Source organism: Prevotella sp. oral taxon 313 (assembly GCF_003043935.1).
Classification (GTDB): Bacteria; Bacteroidota; Bacteroidia; order Bacteroidales; family Bacteroidaceae; genus Prevotella; species Prevotella jejuni.
In genome coordinates this window covers 2,732,672-2,751,866 of the sequence record NZ_PYXE01000001.1, presented here as the reverse complement: position 1 = coordinate 2,751,866, position 19,195 = coordinate 2,732,672, and the positions used below count along the sequence as shown (strand labels likewise).

Here is a 19,195-nt window from a genome sequence, read left to right as displayed (position 1 = left end):
ACTCCCCTATCAAACGAAGAACATGACCAATATCTGTGCGATGATGACCCTGGCAAACATGCCCAACGGGTAGACTGAAGCGTAACTAATATTACTTGTTTCGCCCTTGACTGTATCGTTGGCATAGCCCAACGCCATCGGATTAGCCATCGAACCGCAAAGGATACCACAGATAGTTCCGAAGTCAAACTTCTTCAATCGCAAGGCGATCAAGCCTACAATGACTACTGGAACAACGGTGAGTGCAAAGCCTAAGCCTATCCAAAGCAAGCCCTCTGGGCGTACGACGGTGGCGAGGAAGTCTTTACCTGCATCCAAGCCTAAGCAAGCAAGATAGAGTGACAAGCCTAACTTACGCAACATAAGAGACGCACTACGTGTGGTATAAGCGATGAAGTGCAATCGAGGACCAAATGCTCCGGCCAATATACCCATGATGATAGGACCGCCAGCAATGCCTAATCGGATTGGAGACTCCATACCTGGAAGATTGATAGGGATTGTTCCTAAGGCCAAACCAAACACCATTCCGAGAAAGATAACAGCGAGGTTAGGCTCATTGAGGGTCTTAACTGAATTGCCAAGGAACTTCTCTGCATGGTCGATAGCCTCTGGTTGACCCACTAAGGTAAGGCGGTCTCCATAACGGAGGACAAGGTCCTGCGTCGCAAGTAGCTTGATATCTGCACGGATAACACGGCTCACATTGACATTATAAGCATCGCGCAAATGAAGTTGTCCAAGCTTCTTTCCATTTAACACCCCGTTTGACAAGATGATAACACGGCTCTCCACCTTTGTGTCAAGGTGGTTCCAATCGACTTGCTCCTTGTTCAAATCACGGTTGACCATCTGTCCGAAGAGTATTTCCATGGCTGATACCTCATCACGTTTGGTTGCTACAAGGAGATTATCATTGGTTTGCAACACCGTTGAACTCATTGGGACAATCACGTCTTCACCACGCCAAATGCGTGAGATGATAAACTTGCGGTGGGTACCCTGAGCTATTTCGGCTATTGACTTACCATTAATAGCTGGATTGAGAACGACAAACTGTCCGATATAAGTATGGTCGTCTTCTGCGCCAGAGTGCACTACTAAGTCGGAAGGTCGCAAAAAGAACTTGCGAAGAAATATCATGGCAAAGATAACACCGACCACACCCAATGGATAAGTGACGGCTGTTGCCAAGGCTGCAGGACCACCACTATGCCCCGCATGTTGCAATGCCTGCTGTGCAGCACCAAGTGCTGGCGTGTTCGTTGTAGCACCACAAAGGATACCAACCATGTTTGACATCGGTACGTTCATGGCGTAGGAGAGGACGACAGACATAATCGTTCCTAAGAAGATAACGCCTAAACTCCACAGATTAAACAAGGTACCTTCATGCCGGAAGGACCCAAAGAAGGTTGGACCAACGCTCAGTCCGAGCGTATAAACAAAGATTACCAACCCGAAAGTCTCACAGTAATTGAGCATCTGCTCGTCTACTTGCAGCCCAAAGCTACCCGCAGCGATACCAAAGAAGAATACAAAGGCTATACCAAGAGATATACCTGCTATCCTAATCTTACCTAATCCCAATCCCACTGTACATACAAGTGAGAGAACCACTACTGCTTGTAGGGCAGAAGGGATGCTAAATAGTCCGTCAATCCAGTTCATATCTTATCATTACAATACCTGAAGATACTTCTCCAAAGGGATTCCCCTGTTCTTATCCGAGTTGTCCTTATTGAGGTCTATCAGCCTGTAAACACCGTCAATAGCCTTCTGCGTGCTCGGAATAAGTAGTTCGCCGTCCAAGAGATGACCAATAAGAATAGCCGAGAAAATGTCGCCTGTGCCTGGGAAATGGACGGGTATCTCTGTATAAGGTAGTGAGAAATACTTATCTGTCACGTGGTTATAGCCTACGACAGACGGTGTTCCATCAACAAGGATAGACGTTATCAAGGCCGATTTCGTACCGATTAGGCGCAGTCCATCAAGCAGTCTCTTGGCTTCATCGAAACTTACTCCCTGCTCATCATACTTACTTGACGTAAGATAGCAGGCCTCTGTGTAATTAGGGAAAGTAAGGTCGGCTACGCTAATCATCTCACGCATGGAGTTTATCGCAGCTGCCGTCACACCATTATAGAGTTTTCCTTCATCGCCCATGATAGGGTCGACGAAGATGGTCGTACCTCGTTCTGCCTGTTCGCGACAGTAGTCGGCTACCAATTTAGCCTGTCGCTCTGAAGCAATAAAGCCTGTTGCAATGGCATCAAAACTAAAGCCAAGCTCCTTCCATACTGGGAAAACGCCCTTAATATAGTCTGTTGTCTCAAGGATATTGAACTTACCATAGTCGAGCGTGTTGGACACCAAGGCCGTAGGAAGGTTGTAAACAGGGTGTCCTAAGTATGATAAGATAGGGAGCATAGCCGCTGTTGCGACTTTTCCGTACCCTGCTATATCATTTATAAGTAGTATATGTTTCTTGCTCATTCTATCTTTTTAAATTAGACTACAAAGGTAGTGCAAACCGCATGAACGGCAAAATAAAAACCAATAAATCACCATAATAAGTCTTGCTTTCCATCTTCTACAGTCCTACTGACGTCGAACACAAGTGGTGCTGATGCTCCTATCCTATCGTGTTAAGGCTAAGCACCAATGGTAATGAGGGTTATAACAAGAGAAGATGACCAACAATGCAAGCCGACTATAAGCGTTAGGAACATAGCCTATAGAACCACTTAAACACTTCGTTCAAAGTCTTTTAGCGACTTGCTCATCAACTGCTATGATTTCTTTTCATGAAGAGAAATAATTATTTTCACGACAATAAATATTTATTTTCACGACAAAAAATATTTTTTTTCATGAAAATAATTCGCAAGCCAACGTATAGAACACACAAAACGCTCCCTCTCTCGCCCCTCCTTTACGGCCGACACACCTCTGAGATAGGCCTTTAATAAGTTTGAAATAGTATTCTTAAAAGTCTAAAATGCGCTTTCTAACAAGACGAAAATAGCCCGCTATCATTGCTGATAACGGGCTGTTATATATAATAAGGTGTAAAACCTTAATTCTGACTATCTATTGATTAAGCCTCAACAGGTGCCTCTGCAAGTTCGTGTGAACGCTTCTCAATCTTCTTACCCAATACGAGGTAAGCAACAGGAGATGCGATGAAGATTGAACTCAAAGTACCGATGATAATACCGATAATCATTGCGAAAGAGAAGCTACGGATACTTTCACCACCAAGGACGAAGATAGACACGAGTACTATCAAGGTTGATACAGACGTATTAATAGTACGTGAGAGGGTCTGGTTGATAGAGTCGTTGAATATCTTCTGAATATCAGCCTTAGCAAGATTATGCTTGTGTTTACCCAAGTTCTCACGGATACGGTCGTAAACAACCACTGTATCGTTGATATCATAACCGATAACTGTCAAGATGGCACCGATGAACGTCTGGTCAATCTCAAGTGAGAAGCCTATCCAACCATAACATAATGAGAAGCAACCGATAACGATTGTCGTGTCAAGAACAAGTCCAACAATAGAACCAACAGAGAAACCTATGTTGCGGAAACGCAAGAGTATGTACAAGAAGATGAAGAAGATAGCCAACAACACACTCATGATTGCATTATAAGTAATGTTCTTTGCGATTGAAGGACCAACCTTCGCACTCTGGATAATAGAACCACCTTCACGGATATCTGGGTTCTTGAAGTTGACAACACTTGCCTGACTAACAAAGCCACCCTTCTTCAATGCGTTGTAAAGGATTGTCTCTGCCTTGTCATCCTCAGCTGGGTTGTTTGAATCAATATTATAGTTCGTAGAGATACGAACGGTCTTACCGTCTGTACCCAACGCAATAACAGTCGTCGTTGCAGGCTTACCAGCATTCTCACCAACCGTATTAACGAAGGCACCCGTCATCACCTTACGAACATCCTCTACGTGAGTTGGCTTGTTCAAAGTGACTACGTAGTTGCGACCACCAGTGAAATCAATACTACGACTCAAGCCACGAACAGCGAAGCTAACAATACATACTGAGACAGCAACACCCCAAACAGTGAATGTAGTCTTATACATACTGAGGAAGTGGTAGCTCTTATTCTGCATGAAGTTCTTTGAGAACGCTGTTGTGAAGGTCTGATTCAACCACTTATCCTTGCTTACACGGTTCTCAAATACGATACGTGTGAGGAATACTGCGGTGAAGAATGAGATAACAAGACCAATGATCCAAGTGGTAGCGAAACCACGGATAGGACCTGTACCAGTCACAAGAAGGATAACACCAGTAATGAGTGATGTCAAGTTAGAGTCGAAGATAGCTGAGAAGGCATTACCGTAACCTTCTTTCAAAGCCACTTTCATACCCTTTCCGAGTTTCAACTCCTCCTTAATACGCTCATAGATAAGCACGTTAGCATCCACGGCTGTACCCAAGGTCAACACGATACCGGCAATACCTGGCATAGTCAATGCCGACTGGAAGGACGCTAAGACACCCAAAGTGAAGAAGAGGTTGGCTATCAAAGCAAGGTTAGCCATCATACCAGGAATGAAGTTGTACATGACAATCATGTAAAGCATCAAGAGGACGAAAGCGATAGCAAATGAAATAAGACCCTGCTCAATAGACTGAGCACCAAGTGTAGGACCTACGACTTCCTCCTGTACAATCTTCGCAGGAGCAGGCATACGACCTGACTTCAATGTGTTTGCCAAGTCCTTAGTATCCTCAATTGTGAAGTTACCAGAGATTACTGACTGTCCACCAGTAATCTCACCTTTTACGTTTGGAGCTGAATAAACTACGCCATCGAGTACGATTGCGATTGCCTTACCTGCATTTGCCTTTGTCAAAGCAGCCCACTCACGAGCACCCTCAGAGTTCATTGTCATACTAACCTGAGGACGACCATGCTGATCAAACTCGTCTTTAGCAAATGTAACAACGTCACCCTCCAATGGAGCACGACCGTCAGCGGTTGTTACCTTCAGTGCATAAAGCTCAAAGACATTCTTCTTATTAAGTCCTTCTGCTGGCTTTGCACCCCAAAGAAGCTTCAAGTCGCTTGGGAAGATCTGCTTAGCAAGCTGACTGTAAATAATCTTATTGATAGCAGCAGTATCTCGTACGCTTGCATAACCTACGAGACTAAGCGCATTACCAGGAATAGTCTGCAGCATAGAGAGCAATGGGTGCATCTTCTTCATAGCATCCATCTGAGCGTTTCCACCCTCAGCTGCATCGCTTCTGTCAAGTACTAACTTTTTAGCTGGGGCCTTCTTTCCCTGTACCTCCTTATTTGAAGCAGTAGCAGTTGTGTCTGTCTTTGTATCAGCATTAGCCAAACGCTGATCGAGCTGAGTAAGATAAGGATTAATCTCTTGGTTGTTGTAAGTTTCCCAGAACTCAAGGTTAGCAGAGCCTTGGAGGAGTTTACGCATGCGCTCAGGCTCACGAATACCAGGCATCTCAACCATAAGGCGACCTTCTTGACCCTCTAATTTCTGGATATTTGGCTGTACAACGCCATACTGGTCGATACGGTTTGTAACAACATTGTAGGAGTTGTCGATAGCTGAAGCAACTGCTTCGCGAAGTGCCTTAACAACTTCTGCATCCGTACTCTGGGTACTTACCTTACCTTTCAACTCCTGTGTAGCGAAAATCTCAGCCAGCTTATGACCTGGAGCTACCTGATGATAGGCATCAACAAAGAGTGTGATAAAGTCTTTCTGACTCTTCGTCTCTTCCTGCTTAGCCATCTCTAAAGCCTTCTGATAAGCAGCTTCTTGCTTATGATCAGCCAAGAAATCAATAACGTCAGGTACTGAAATCTCAAGTACAACATTCATACCGCCCTTCAAGTCAAGACCAAGACCGATCTGTGTTTCAAGGCATTTCTGGTAAGAGTAGATACCCAAATACTTTACAGAATCCTTATAATCCTGTTGCGCAATAGGGTCTTTAATCGTTGCTGCCATACCATCATAGTAGCTTGTCGCTACTGAAAATGACAGGTAGAAGATACTTGCGAGCGTCAAGAGAATGGCTACGCAAATTACTAATCCTTTGTTTTGCATTTTATTTGATTGTATTTAATTATTGTTTCACTACGCCTGATAGACGTGCAAAGATAAGCAAATTTTCACACTTTGAGAAATTTATAACTTATAAATGTGTGTTTTTTAAGGTTTTGGACGGTATTTAAGCCAACAATAGATGGGATAATGGTCAGAAGTAGTCACACTGTTGTCGACCTTAGCCCCATACGACTCAAAATCGTCAGAACAAAAGATATGGTCAATGCGAAAGTACATCCCACTCTTATGATAGCTTATCCCTGGTCCATTTCCACTCTCTACATAGCAGTCATTCAGCTCTTTTGAGATGACATGATGTGTATAGCTTAATGGACTATCATTGAAGTCTCCACACAAGATAACAGGTATCTGCTTATCGAGATATTTCTTAACAAAACGTGCAACTGCCTCTGCCTGTGGTGCACGTCGAGCCGATACATCCCCTAACTTCTTGATTAGATGGACCGATTGTTTCTTAGCTTCATCGGTCTTCAACTCACCCTTCACGAGTGTCTTAAACCCTTCTTTGTCGCCAGAACTCAGTCCGTTACTCTCGAAATGGTTATTCACGACGAGTGTCTTAGTTCCTTTGATATCAAGCATATAAGCCACACTCTGGTTACTACTTGAGCCATACGGGATTGTATCTTGCCAAAGAACAGGATACTTACTCAGTAATACGATATAATCAGCACCAGGGTGTTTTTTTATCATCAACTTGAAGTATGGGTAGTGTTTCTTCAGTGTAGAATATATCTGATCGCCGTTATCCAACCTTGCTTGTGCCTCTTGCAAACAGACAATATCAGCCTTACTCTTTACGATATAATCAACGATTGGATTCTTCGCACCATGCGGTTCATCCCAAGAAGAGAACATAAAGACATTATAAGACAGCACCTTTATACTGCCATGTGGCTTATCTTCAGGAAAGTTAAAGGGTGAATACGTCCGGATAGGGCCAGAACAAAGAATAAAGCCTAACAACGGCAACCAAATAGAACGCAATCGACAAAAGCACCAAACGACAAGAAACACGAGATTGAACACAAGCAATATTGGGAAACCTAAGCCCAAATTAGCCAACGAAGGATAGTCGACAGGATTGAGCCTACCGATATTCCCGACAAGTAACATCAACAGAACAACGATGATATTACCTATCAATAAAACCCTATATGTAAGTTTCTTAAATTTGCTAAACATCTCTACACCAAGCACGCTGGTACTCACTACCATTGGTTCCTTTAGTTTTCAACAATCCTATTAAATAGTCACAAAAGAGCTATAAAGTAAGTACTATACCGTCAAACAATAACGACCTACTATCTACTCACGTCTTAATTCCTTGCTGACATATATCCTTCTCAGATTTTATCAACACCCAACCAACCAGCAACAGAGGGATTACCTTATTTCTTACTACTATCAAAGAGCTTCTGTTTCTCCTCTTTCGTCAAACTGTCATAACCACTCTTACGAATCTTATCCAAGATACGATCGACCTCTTCTTGCTGTTGTTTTTTACGAGCATTATACTCCCAATCACTATTACTATCCGTAGTATTATTATGTGAAGCATCCGTCCAAGACTCCCTACTACCATTCGCATTCGTATGAGGAGTCGCACCTCCACGTTGTTCCCACGAATTCTTCATACGATCAAAGAACTGATGCCCCTTATTCATACCGAAGTCTCCATAGCCAGAATACGGATGTTTCTTCCAATAACGGATAAGAATAAAACCAAAGAGCATACCCCCTAAGTGTGCCAAATGCGCCACTCCGTCATTGCTTGTACCAATAGCAGAGAACAATTCAACTACTACTGAGCCTATAACAATCCACTTTGCTTTAATAGGGACAGGGATAGGTATGATAAACATACGCTCTTCTGGGAACAACATACCGAAGGCAAGTAGCAAACCATAGATGGCTCCAGAGGCACCAACAGTGTACATCATGTTCAGATACTCACTCATAGGAATAATCGAATTAGCTATCCTCAAAGTTTCATACTGCGCCAGACCCTCCACTACATACGTACCATACTGTGCCAACTCTTGGCAAACACCAGCGCCAAGACCACAGACCATGTAATAAAAAAGGAATTTCTTTGGACCCCAAACATTCTCTACAACCATGCCAAACATCCACAACATGAACATATTCATCAACAGATGAGTTACGCCACCGTGCATGAACATATAGGTAACAAACTGCCAAGCACGGAAATCAGGAGCCAAAATGAAATGTAAACCAAGGAGGGTATCCAAATCAATATTCAATCCTCTTAAAGCGTATGTGGCAACAAAAACCAGCACATTGATGATAAGAAGATTCTTTGTTATTACGGGTATATTTCGCATTTAAGTGATGTCTTAATCTTTACAACGTATTATTTATCAATGCAAAAATACTAAATTCTATCGTTATTAAGCATAAAACAAGCAACATAAAGACTATTTTTTATGATTTTCTACACTTTTCCCTTGATTTTATTTGATTTATAAAAGTAATCAAGTATATTTGCATCATAATCTTGTAATCACTCATACAATTAATCAATAAATAAATCAAAATTATGAACAAAACGGAATTGATCGAGAAGATTGCAGCTAATGCTGAGGTAAGCAAGGCTGTTGCTAAGAAAGCTTTAGACGCAACTACAGAAGCAATTAAGGATGCACTCGCTGCTGGTGATAAAGTACAGCTCGTAGGTTTTGGCACCTTCTCTACAACTGAACGTCCTGCTCATGAGGGTATCAACCCAAGTTCTAAGGAGAAGATTATGATTGCAGCTAAGAAGGTAGCTAAGTTCAAGGCTGGTGCTGACCTTTCAGACGCTGTGAACAAGTAATCTGTAAATATAAATACATGATATAATTAGGCAGGCCAAGGGTCTGCCTTTTTCTTTTTTATACCCTTTGTTCTCACCTTATCATCAGTTTTCTTCCCCCTCTCCATCCCTTTTTACTTACCCCCTCGACCTATCCGTCTCGAATTATTATCATGAAAAAAAATAATTATTATCATGAAAAAAAATATTTTTCTTCATGAAAATAAATTCTTTCTTACGTGAAAATAATTTGGAAATAACATCTTTCTGGCTCGCTGAACACAATCAACAAGATGATTGACTACCCATAAAAAGAAAGGGGAAAGCTCCCTTTTCAATCCCTCCCGATAATAAATCAAAGGACAGAAAAGCGAACTTTCCCCTACTATCACAGATGAATAATATCATTACCCTACATGATTCCCGTCTGTTTATACCCTTCGTTCTGTACTTTCTTCTCTATTTCTTTATAGCTCTTACCCCTTGACAGCTTCCAACTAAACTTTAGCGTTATCATGTTACCCAAGTCTCTACTACGAAAACTGTAGGTTTTATAAAGGTTTTCATTCAGTACCTTACCACGCTGTATGACGGGATGTTGCTGGAAAGGATGCTGCATAAAAAGTGACAGACTACACCTACTCCACCTGTAACTAACCCCAAAATAGACTGCTGGACCATTCCTTCCCTCATGCTCTCCTTCAACAAATTTCCAACCATTGTCGGCATATCCCGTGAGTGTCCAGCGTCCAAGATAGGCCTCAACATTGCCCCCATAGTTGTAACTCGTTAGGTAATGACGATACAGGCTACTCACATTAAAGAAACGATAGACACCTCCAAAAAGTGTTACAGACAGCCGTTCGGGTACGACATCATACCGCACATAGTTTTGATTAGCTATCATCATGATATTACCGACATTCTGTTGTGAATAAAGGAACTCATCTGTTGCCGTACGTTCATACACACTCATATTGCTACCAAGGTCACGTCGGTACTCTATATTTGCCCCACAGCTAACACGACTACCATTATAACTTATATCAAAAATATTCTTTATGACCCTTGAAGGTTGTAGATTAGGGTTACCAACCTTCCATTCACGACTATTCTCTCTGATTTTTGCATCGCTCACCATAGCGTATGAAGACACACGACGATAGGTTTCAAAGGTGTAACGAGCACTTAACCCTGTCAAGACTTCGTAACTCAACGTCAGTTTCGGACGGAAGGTCCAGTAGTCAAAGCTATAGTTTTCCTGCGAATAGGTCTTATTAGCAACCCCTACACCTGCCGAATAGCCTAATTGCTTCCATCTTCCTTTCACCTCAGAGAATAGATAAAGTTCTCCTCTCCGCATCTTGTTAAGAGCAGATACATCGCCAGTATATTCATTATTTGTAAACGACACCGAGTGTTCCAAACCTGCAGAAAGGGTGAAAGGCTTGAGTTTATTCTCATAAATAGCTTCACTCTCCAGCGACCAAGTACGCCCATCAACATCATAGGCATAAGTTCTCCCTTCTCCATTATATCCCCGCTTGTCCGTGTAAATACCCGAACCAACAACGTTAGCCGTAACACTCTGATGCTTACCAAGCTGATGAAAGAAGTAAAGATCAAGAGTTGGAGAGAAATCACTTGACACATCTATTGTCCGAAAAGACTTTTCTATCGTTCCGTCCCGATACACAAAATCAGCATAATTACCAGGCGTATTGCCTCCTCCCACTGACAGATTTGCTTGGAAAACATACGTAGCCGAGTCGGCAAGACTATACTTTATCTCAAACTGATTACCAAAACGACGACTCCTTCCATCGGTCTGATTGCGTGAAACCAGATAATGACTACCGTTGTTCAAGGTATAGTCAGCCACTTCTGAAGACCGAAAACCATGCTGGTCTTTATAAAGGGAAGTAAAGGTTAAAGCCAGTTCTGAATTCTTATGATTGTACTTTGCATAGAGCGTATTATCGCCATTCAGTGTTGTAACAGCGTTCGACAAATCAGCTCCAAGCACATAACCAGTCGTGTTACGTCTTGTCTGAATGTCAATAACATAGCCTATTCCTTCACCATATCGTACACCCGGATTATCGATGAAATCAATGTTTTTCACAAGTTTTGGGTCCAGAGCGAGCAGGTCTTCTTTACTTGCTAAGGTTCCATTCAGCCTGATTTGCACGCTACCATCATTCATCAAAGGGGTGACAGTACGCATCACCTCGTCTACTCTAAGGCGTGGAAGCGACAGCTTAGCAAGCAGACTATATCCGTCTGTTGACGCTTCTCGTTGTGCATCAGACGGTATAATCAACAGTCCATCAACCTTTTTCGTCACTCGTGCAGCCTCAACTGTCACCTCTTTCATCACTACACTCTTTGCCTTCTCACCATTTTCTTTCTCGGTCTGTGCCCCCATAGGTAGTGCAAGAAAGCATAATGACAACATCCATAAACCTTTTCTCATAGTCTTTGTTTTTTGCTACAAAGATAGAGTTCAGCTCCTATTAGGGCAAAAAAGTACACTGACAATTAGCTGACATTAGCTAATTGAGGGTCGACAGACAAGTAGAAAGCACAACTGAACCTACCTAACAAGAACTTGCCAAGCATAATACTCCTATAAAATAAGCTTAAGATTTATAAAGCAAAAGGGACATTCTTTCCATTAAGAAAGACAGTCCTTTTCTTTCTTTGAGGCCAAATCAGAAGTAAGTCGGTAGCCATCTCCCCTATCAGCAACAATCTTTAATCCACAACGCTCGCTGACTATAGGTTTCAACCGACGGATAAGTGTGTAAAGCGTCTCGCTTGCGTCGGGTTTCTTAGGCCATAGAGTTTCACAGATAAAAGCCTTTGTCAATTTACGATTAGACGCACTGATAAATAGCTCCATCAGCTGTTGTTGCATTGGCGTAAAGGCTATCCTCTCTCCATGACAGTCACGAAAACTGCGGTCGGAAGTGGCATACACCATCTTACCCAACACCAACCGACCTGATTGATGACGCCGAAGATAAACGATAGACACCGCCATCCAGCCCAATGATAACATCAAAAAGAGAAACGACAAACGCTGGTCTGACAAGCCCCACACCGTTGCAAAGGAACAATCAGCATAACTCTGAACTCTCAGCGAACGACTGCCAGACCGCCACTTCATCTGTCTACTGCAAAGCGAATGGGCGTCTTCACCCAAAGCATACGACACAACCGAGCGACGTCTTAGGGCAGCTATCTGTAAATGTTGGCGATAGTTTTCTATCGTGTCTGGCGTTATCCACGCCTCACGCTTCTGTGCAAGAGTCTTCGACAAAGCCTGATTCATGTCTTGCACTATTGCTGTTTCTGCACAGTGATAACCGTCAACACTTGCCCACACTGCCGAGCAAATGAGAAATAAGAATACAACAACTGCCGATATAGGTTTCATAGGCTTATATAATAAGAGGTGTAAGAACTGTTTGAGCTATAGCTTGTCACAAAGATAGTATATTCTGTCATGAAATACAAATTAGGGACGAGAAATATAGCGTAAAAGCCATAGAAACACAGTATATTTACTCTTCAAACAACATTAAGACGCAAAATTATACAGTAAAATTTGGGCATTAACCGAAAAAACATTACCTTTGCACACACGATTGTCCTATGGTGTAATGGTAGCACTACAGTTTTTGGTTCTGTCAGTGGTGGTTCGAATCCGCCTGGGACAACAACTATATTTGCAAAGCCCTTGAAAGTCAAATGCTTTTAGGGGCTTTACTTTTTGGGAGACCAGGTTTGGTTCCCTGTCTATGGCATATTATGATACACTATTAGCCATTATTTCTCTAATTCTAAGTACTCAATTCTTTGATTTTCTTTTTCTAAGGAATTAACATTTTAATATAAAGAGGTTATTATTGGGATAACATTTGGGTCGATTCCAATTTCGAGACCAAATTAATATCTTCAAACTACAGTGCAGATATACTTTAATGTCAAACTTGGTCTCTCACTTGGTCTCTTTTCACATGTATTTCCTTTTCTGTTTATTTCTTTCTTCCACTTTCTCTTGGCAGTTTAAGTCTATATTGGTTACCAATTAGATACTATTATGTGCCTTTTCCTCCTTATTCATTACATTTTCACGCTAAAGTCAAAATAGCATTAAGCATTGATTGTCAGGTTATGTTATGTTATGTTGCGTTATATTAATATAGATTAAATCAAATTTTTCTTAGACAATCGACAAATTTACTTAGATAGTTATTTTTTCATTTTTTTTGTATCTAATCTACCTTTGCAAGCAGAATCAATAATCATCTCACTGCGATAAGGCTAAATACCTATTAAGAGTGAGGTTAATAATAAAAAAGATGACAAAAGTCAATATTCTTTATGGTTCTGACTTGCAAAAACAACTCGAACCGCTGTACGGGCTAAAGTCTGAAATAGCTTCGTTAAAGGCAGAAGTAAACAAAACGACTTTGCCCAAGTTTTTCACTATTGCGCAGGTATGCGAGATACTCAAAATATCTCGCAGCACGACTAATCGCATGATAAAGAATGGCGATTTGAAAGCGAAAAAAGCCTACCGTCGTGTGCTAATTCCTGAAGAAACTATCAATGAATTTATCAAAAAATCAGATTTAAACATATAATCATGCAACAAAAGAAAAAAAATCCTATGAATTACATTACACGAGAACGCGTGTACAGGTTTTCTAATGAGGATTATAGTCGTACTACATGGGCAATGTTCCTGTATCGTTATTTTCCTAAGAAGCAGGTTGATGTGATATTAAGAGATTACAATGTGAGAATAGACACAAGGTATTCCTATCAAGGAGGCTATGGAGTGATTCTTCCTTTCAAAAACATTGAAAACAAAATCCGTGACGTTAGAGTAATGCTCACAAACCCTAAAACGGGTTCAATCGTCAAGAGCAATAATGGGGATAATCACATCTATGTGCAAAAGACTTCAAAACAGTTTAGCCATATTCCATACGATCCTTGCCCATTCCTTAATTGCTATTTTTCTATTGGTGCAGAATTAGCTAAGGGTTATGAGCTTAAGAAAATTCCAACTCCTTTTGGACTTAACAGGATCCTAAGAGCAAAGGAGATATGCGTCGTAACCTCACCGATTGACGCTATAGTTATGTCTATCATCTACCCATACGCAACATGGATTGCAAGTGGATATGAGGGCAAGTTCAGCGTGAATCTGTTTCATCCGTATAATGTAAGGGAAATACGAGAACAAAGGACACAAGTAACATTATTCCCAGAATATTCCAACTTAAACGAAGCCTATCAAATTACTGATTACTTAGTAAAGAATGGAATACGTACACAAGTGTATCAGCAGATAGATATACTAAGAAAATGGGACTATATTGGAGACCGTAGAAGTATTGCAACCATAGCATTAAAAATGCTTGAGCAGCAATTCTCGTATAGCGATATTCTGATAGCCCTGCAATTAGTAAATGAGGATAAAATAATCTCGGAACAATACGACAAGGCTATGTTTTCTACCAAGTTGGGGCTTAGCACCCATTTTAGTAACATTAATGATAAAAAATCAATGGAAAGAAATAAGATTACATTTGATACAGTAAGATTTTCAACCTCAAGCAAAAATATCAAGCTGTTAGATAAGGGTGAGGAGCTGTTTGTCACCAAAATAAACACAAAGACTGCTGAGGTTGAGTCTTTGGAATTCAATTCTAATTCCAATTCTACGGCTTGGGCTCATATTCCATTCTCCTTATATATCCGTGCCAACCAATTGTCCAATAGAATGACTATTGAATTTTCCTCAAAACTATTATTAGAGGATTATCCGCAATTGATATCTAAGGATACCTTTGGACAGTGTTTGAGTAATATGGAGCGTATTGGACTTTGTAAGCTTGATATTGACGCAATATGTAAGGACTGCGAATTTAACAAACTACACATAACCAAAGATATTGATATGAGACTTAACGACACCACCCTCAATACACTCAATCACTATACCAACAATTATCGTAGGTATAAGTGGAAAAGATATGAGAATGATTCTATCTCATTCAAAAAAGATGTAAGGTCTAAAGACTGCAGAGAAGAAATTATTATCTATAACAAGGAAAAAGAGATTGTAGCTTCCAAGAATAAACAATTCTTAGCAATGTTGAGCAATTCTACCCAAATTACAGAATACTTTAGAGGTAAAGTTAGATTTGAGGTGAAGTTAGAGAATAAGCGAAAGATTATGCGTGATTTGGATATTGTAGATACTTCCTTCCAGAGTGTAATGTCAGCTAATCCCAATGCAGTATTGACACAGTTTAATAAGGTGTTTACATGTTCCAATAATAATATGTATTCCGATCACACCCTCTCCATTTACAACTTCAAGGATTATGCAATATTGAACATCTTGCGCTATTACAATGGAGACATGAGGAAAATAGAGCAAGAAATCAAGGACTTGGGAATATATAAGCCCAAATCACGCAATGCCCGAAACCGTCAGATGAAAGAGATAGAACGCATTAAAAACTCTGTGAATAATATGTCAACACACGCAGACGCTATCATTGAAGATATTAGAAACCAGCTGGATTGCTATAATACAGAAAAGATTGTTATATAGCCAGTCTTATCCACCGAAAGAATATACTTCGAGTGGTAGACCTATCACAAACAATCTTTTCGTATGACATGTGACAATCAACATGACGAGCTGTCATAACCTATATGACGCTTCGTCATGTTTCAAAATTTCATTCAAGAGAAATCACTTTGAGAGCCGTTGCAAAAAGTTGAAATCTGGACTGCTTTTTGCAAGAAAATAATAATAAACTACAAGAGAAATAAATGGAAAGAAAAGGATTATTTTATGGGAGAAATATGATACGCTTCTCTCTTAAAAATGCAACAAAAGAGTTATCACCAATTAGGCTACGCATTAACCTGAATGGCGAACGTATGACATTCTATTTACCACAAGACTATAAGATTTGCCCCAAGCATTGGGACAAAGAGGTAGGAGGTGCAATTGAGGATAGCAAAAGAAATCCAGACTTAAAGGGAAATCCGCAGCTTCAACTAATCATGCGGAATATCAACAAGGAGATAGAAAAGACCACCAATGCCCTGATTACCGTATTGGAAGAATTAAAGCTACACGACATTTGCCTAACTGCTGAACTTGTACGAAAAAAACTGAGAAAAGAACTACAATACGAAGTAAAAGAAAAGCAGCGATTTGCAGACTTCATCAACTATATGGAATATTATATTTCCCTATGTAAGAATGGCACAATACTGAATAGTAAAGGCGCAAGACTTGTCCCTGGTACAATCAAAGGGTATATAGCTACAAAAACAATACTAAAGCGGTATTGTCAAGAACGGAATACAACTCTTCAAATGGATAATATGGGCATGAACTTCTACCATGACTTTGTGCTTTTCATGAATGAGGCAAAACATTCTCGTGGCACATACAAAACAAATGTAATCGGAAAGTATATCAAAAACATAAAAGTAATGCTACGATATGCTTACGACAACCATTACACCCAAAACGATGAATTCAAACGCAAAGAATTTAAGGCGTATAAAGAGAACGTAGAAACCATATACCTAACAGAAACTGAACTGTCCAGCTTGTACGAACTTAAACTAAATGAAAGCGAATCTAATGTAAGAGACAGTTTTATTATCTCGTGCTATACAGGCCTACGGTATTCAGATATTGCAAGGTTGCAACAAAAGCATTTGGACTTTGAGAAAAAACTGCTGACGATTGTCACTCAAAAGACTAACACAAGGGTGATAATTCCTATACATCCTAAGGTGGAAGCTATTCTCCGTAAGTATAATAATAATCCACCCAAAGCACAATCCAACCAAAGTATAAATCGGATGCTAAAAAAATTGTGTCGTAAGGCAAAAATAACTAATTTTGTCTCCATAATGGAAACAAGTGGTGGTATACGTAAGGAAATCACTCGTGAAAAGTGCGATATGGTTACTAGTCATACTGCACGAAGAAGTTTTGCTACCAATGCTTACAGGGCAGGTATTCCGAGTTTGTCTATAATGCAAATCACAGGGCATAGGACAGAGTCAAGCTTTATGAAGTATATCAGGATCTCCAAAGAAGAAAACGCTATTTCATTAAGTAAACATTCATTTTTCAAATAAAACATTAAAGTTATGGCAAAAGAACAAGAACCGTGCAAGAAATTACTTGATGAATTTATATTTATAGTCAATGAAATCCTATTCAATGTTCAAGAAGAAATAAAATATACAAAGAGAAGTAATCAGAAAATTACTCTTTTTAATAGGTTGGACACTCTTTCTGACGCTCTTGAAGTTAAGATATGGAACTATATACAAAAGAGTAGGTTTAAGGACTATTACTATAAAGAAGAAAAAATCTTTAGTGGTCAAGTACTAATTAATATAAGAATAGGACAAGATTCTTTTCTAGATAAATTTTTATATAATGGGAGATTTTATGATATAGAATCATGCACTGATGAATTTTCTTTTTACGAAGCAAGACAACAGTATGTAAGAGCTAATAATAACCAGGAATATAAAATATGTACACCTGCTATTGGTAATAGCTTGGGAAAACTTTTCTTAGATAAAAACCTCATAGAAATACATTTTGAAAATTGCAAGCAAACTATTAAGGCATGCGAGATAGAAGAAAGTTATGATGTATATATTAGAGATCTTATAAAACTCAAAAATAACATTAATAAAATAATAGATAGTAAAGAGCTTACAATCCCTATCTCGACATTAAATGATGCAATATATTCAGTTAAAGAAAAAGCCGAAAAAATAATATTTTTTTTAGAACGAGGCCGTCAAGAAAATAAAAAAAATAAGATATACAGAAAAATACCAATTAAGCATAGAGCGTATTTTCTATATCGCTTGTTTACGGAAGAATTACTCATGGATGAAAGCCAAGAAGTTATAGGAAAATTCATTGCTACTCTTGTCGGATGTGAAGAAACTTCTATGATAAAATATATAAATCAATTTAAGCTACTTATAGCGAAAGAAAATGCTGAGGAAAGGAAGAAGTTCCGTCAATATTTAACTAATATAAATAGAGAGAATATAGATGAGTTATTCAGTGCATATCATACGCAAGTAGTCCATTATAAAGAAAGAAATAGAAAAAATGATTACAATCAGAATTCTTAATTATTCTCTGTTTAAAATATGACTATATAGGATATTTATAGAAAAGTACTCATGTATTTTCCAACTTCAATAATCAAAATCAATAGGAGGGAAAAACTCTGCAGGGGAGCATTCAAAGAATTGGGCAACGAGAAAAACCTGATGTACACTATACTTAACATCAAACTTCTCACTCTCTACTTGCCCAATAAAACTAGGGGAGCAATCCAGTATCGCAGCTAATCCTCGTTGGGATATATTCTTCTGCATTCTCCTTTCTTTGATCCGAGTAATAACAAACAAATCGATCTTTGACTTCATAAAAAACTAATTTTAGGCAGTAAAGTTAGAAAAAATAATTATCTTTGCGCTTAGTAATAATAAGCATCGCCTAAATTAGGATAAGATATGAGACGAAGAATCGAAAAAGATGGTTGGTCGTACATTTACGAAGATACTCAAAAATGTGATTATGAGTTTACTTCTGTACGCTACATCTTAGGAAGAGAAATTGATAAAAGTAAAACAAAAGCATTGATTTGCATTGGTATTAACCCAAGTACAGCAATACCAACATTGCTTGACCCTACACTTTCAAGAGTGCAGAAGTATGCTCAAAACAGTGGAGAATATAATGCATGGTATATGATTAATGTCTATCCTCAACGAGCAACTAACTTCAACGATGTAGACACAGATAAAAACTACCAAATGGAACTTCACTTAACAAATATTGATTCAATAAAGAATCTATTAGAATCCATTAAATGTGCTGATGTATGGTGTGCTTGGGGAAGCCACATTGCCAATGGTAAGCGTAGATTTTTACATGATCTCTTGGTAGGTAACCAAAAGAAAAATATACAAGGAATAATGACCTTATTCCAAGGAGATTACACCTTTAAGACATACAAAATAACAAAAAGCGGATTCCCAGCTCATCCACTTCTCATGCGGAAGAATGATAAACTACAAGAAGTAAAGTTAGAAAAAATATTATACAATAATACAAGATAGTTTTAAGT

At 39.5% G+C, this 19,195-nt stretch carries 14 protein-coding genes and 1 tRNA gene; 7 read left to right on the top strand and 8 right to left on the bottom strand.

Features of this window, described 5'->3' with window-relative positions; genetic code table 11:
• Positions 1–9: 9 nt before the first annotated feature.
• The 5 genes from AXF23_RS10750 to AXF23_RS10730 form a co-directional block, all read right to left on the bottom strand.
• Positions 10–1,671 (bottom strand): putative transporter, encoded by a 1,662-nt coding sequence (locus AXF23_RS10750; protein WP_107625294.1) that lies wholly within the window; start codon positions 1,669–1,671, stop codon positions 10–12.
• A 9-nt stretch (positions 1,672–1,680) separates the two neighbouring features.
• Positions 1,681–2,499 carry a pyridoxamine kinase gene (locus AXF23_RS10745; protein ID WP_009013005.1) on the bottom strand — a complete coding sequence of 273 codons (819 nt, stop codon included), beginning with the start codon at positions 2,497–2,499 and terminating at the stop codon, positions 1,681–1,683.
• Between the two features lie 604 nt (positions 2,500–3,103).
• Positions 3,104–6,124 (bottom strand): protein translocase subunit SecDF, encoded by a 3,021-nt coding sequence (gene secDF, locus AXF23_RS10740; RefSeq protein ID WP_107625293.1) that lies wholly within the window; start codon positions 6,122–6,124, stop codon positions 3,104–3,106.
• Positions 6,125–6,229: 105 nt separating this feature from the next.
• Positions 6,230–7,330: an endonuclease/exonuclease/phosphatase family protein gene (locus AXF23_RS10735; RefSeq protein ID WP_107625873.1), complete on the bottom strand. Its 1,101-nt coding sequence runs from the start codon at positions 7,328–7,330 to the stop codon at positions 6,230–6,232.
• A 206-nt stretch (positions 7,331–7,536) separates the two neighbouring features.
• Complete coding sequence (locus AXF23_RS10730) at positions 7,537–8,493, bottom strand: rhomboid family intramembrane serine protease (protein ID WP_107625292.1); 957 nt, start codon at positions 8,491–8,493, stop codon at positions 7,537–7,539.
• A 215-nt stretch (positions 8,494–8,708) separates the two neighbouring features.
• Here AXF23_RS10730 and AXF23_RS10725 point away from each other — a divergent pair, with 215 nt between their 5' ends.
• Positions 8,709–8,984 (top strand): HU family DNA-binding protein, encoded by a 276-nt coding sequence (locus AXF23_RS10725; protein ID WP_009013001.1) that lies wholly within the window; start codon positions 8,709–8,711, stop codon positions 8,982–8,984.
• A 391-nt stretch (positions 8,985–9,375) separates the two neighbouring features.
• On the opposite strand, the gene AXF23_RS10720 is transcribed toward AXF23_RS10725, so the two are convergent.
• Together AXF23_RS10720 and AXF23_RS10715 are read right to left on the bottom strand one after the other, a co-directional pair.
• Positions 9,376–11,439, bottom strand: a complete 2,064-nt coding sequence (locus tag AXF23_RS10720) for a TonB-dependent receptor (protein WP_107625291.1) — start codon at positions 11,437–11,439, stop codon at positions 9,376–9,378.
• Positions 11,440–11,640: 201 nt separating this feature from the next.
• The gene (locus AXF23_RS10715; protein ID WP_107625290.1) at positions 11,641–12,405 is read right to left on the bottom strand and encodes a winged helix-turn-helix domain-containing protein; all 765 of its coding nucleotides are present in this window, start codon (positions 12,403–12,405) and stop codon (positions 11,641–11,643) included.
• A 212-nt stretch (positions 12,406–12,617) separates the two neighbouring features.
• Between AXF23_RS10715 and AXF23_RS10710 the strand changes: the two genes are divergently transcribed.
• The 5 genes from AXF23_RS10710 (at position 12,618) to AXF23_RS10690 (ending at position 18,191) form a co-directional block, all read left to right on the top strand.
• A tRNA-Gln gene (locus AXF23_RS10710) sits at positions 12,618–12,688 on the top strand.
• Between the two features lie 645 nt (positions 12,689–13,333).
• On the top strand, positions 13,334–13,618 hold the full coding sequence (locus AXF23_RS10705; protein WP_107625289.1) for a helix-turn-helix domain-containing protein: 285 nt from the start codon (positions 13,334–13,336) through the stop codon (positions 13,616–13,618).
• A 26-nt stretch (positions 13,619–13,644) separates the two neighbouring features.
• On the top strand, positions 13,645–15,606 hold the full coding sequence (locus AXF23_RS16355; protein ID WP_233251292.1) for a DUF6371 domain-containing protein: 1,962 nt from the start codon (positions 13,645–13,647) through the stop codon (positions 15,604–15,606).
• A 224-nt stretch (positions 15,607–15,830) separates the two neighbouring features.
• Positions 15,831–17,165, top strand: coding sequence for a tyrosine-type recombinase/integrase (locus AXF23_RS10695; RefSeq protein WP_107625288.1), 1,335 nt, complete (start codon positions 15,831–15,833; stop codon positions 17,163–17,165).
• Between the two features lie 12 nt (positions 17,166–17,177).
• Positions 17,178–18,191, top strand: coding sequence for a hypothetical protein (locus AXF23_RS10690; RefSeq protein WP_107625287.1), 1,014 nt, complete (start codon positions 17,178–17,180; stop codon positions 18,189–18,191).
• Between the two features lie 66 nt (positions 18,192–18,257).
• Here the strand turns inward: AXF23_RS10690 and AXF23_RS10685 are convergent, their stop codons facing one another.
• Positions 18,258–18,491: a helix-turn-helix domain-containing protein gene (locus AXF23_RS10685; RefSeq protein WP_088438625.1), complete on the bottom strand. Its 234-nt coding sequence runs from the start codon at positions 18,489–18,491 to the stop codon at positions 18,258–18,260.
• Between the two features lie 87 nt (positions 18,492–18,578).
• Between AXF23_RS10685 and AXF23_RS10680 the strand changes: the two genes are divergently transcribed.
• On the top strand, positions 18,579–19,187 hold the full coding sequence (locus tag AXF23_RS10680; RefSeq protein ID WP_088438624.1) for a DUF1643 domain-containing protein: 609 nt from the start codon (positions 18,579–18,581) through the stop codon (positions 19,185–19,187).
• Positions 19,188–19,195: the final 8 nt, after the last annotated feature.

Coding starts and splice junctions, on each gene's coding strand:
- AXF23_RS10725 (WP_009013001.1), top strand. CDS start 8,709: ATGAACAAAACGGAATTGATCGAGAAGATTGCAGCTAATGCTGAGGTA.
- AXF23_RS10715 (WP_107625290.1), bottom strand. CDS start 12,405: ATGAAACCTATATCGGCAGTTGTTGTATTCTTATTTCTCATTTGCTCG.
- AXF23_RS10690 (WP_107625287.1), top strand. CDS start 17,178: ATGGCAAAAGAACAAGAACCGTGCAAGAAATTACTTGATGAATTTATA.
- secDF (WP_107625293.1), bottom strand. CDS start 6,124: ATGCAAAACAAAGGATTAGTAATTTGCGTAGCCATTCTCTTGACGCTC.
- AXF23_RS10705 (WP_107625289.1), top strand. CDS start 13,334: ATGACAAAAGTCAATATTCTTTATGGTTCTGACTTGCAAAAACAACTC.
- AXF23_RS10695 (WP_107625288.1), top strand. CDS start 15,831: ATGGAAAGAAAAGGATTATTTTATGGGAGAAATATGATACGCTTCTCT.
- AXF23_RS10685 (WP_088438625.1), bottom strand. CDS start 18,491: ATGAAGTCAAAGATCGATTTGTTTGTTATTACTCGGATCAAAGAAAGG.
- AXF23_RS10745 (WP_009013005.1), bottom strand. CDS start 2,499: ATGAGCAAGAAACATATACTACTTATAAATGATATAGCAGGGTACGGA.
- AXF23_RS10735 (WP_107625873.1), bottom strand. CDS start 7,330: ATGTTTAGCAAATTTAAGAAACTTACATATAGGGTTTTATTGATAGGT.
- AXF23_RS10720 (WP_107625291.1), bottom strand. CDS start 11,439: ATGAGAAAAGGTTTATGGATGTTGTCATTATGCTTTCTTGCACTACCT.
- AXF23_RS16355 (WP_233251292.1), top strand. CDS start 13,645: ATGAATTACATTACACGAGAACGCGTGTACAGGTTTTCTAATGAGGAT.
- AXF23_RS10750 (WP_107625294.1), bottom strand. CDS start 1,671: ATGAACTGGATTGACGGACTATTTAGCATCCCTTCTGCCCTACAAGCA.
- AXF23_RS10680 (WP_088438624.1), top strand. CDS start 18,579: ATGAGACGAAGAATCGAAAAAGATGGTTGGTCGTACATTTACGAAGAT.
- AXF23_RS10730 (WP_107625292.1), bottom strand. CDS start 8,493: ATGCGAAATATACCCGTAATAACAAAGAATCTTCTTATCATCAATGTG.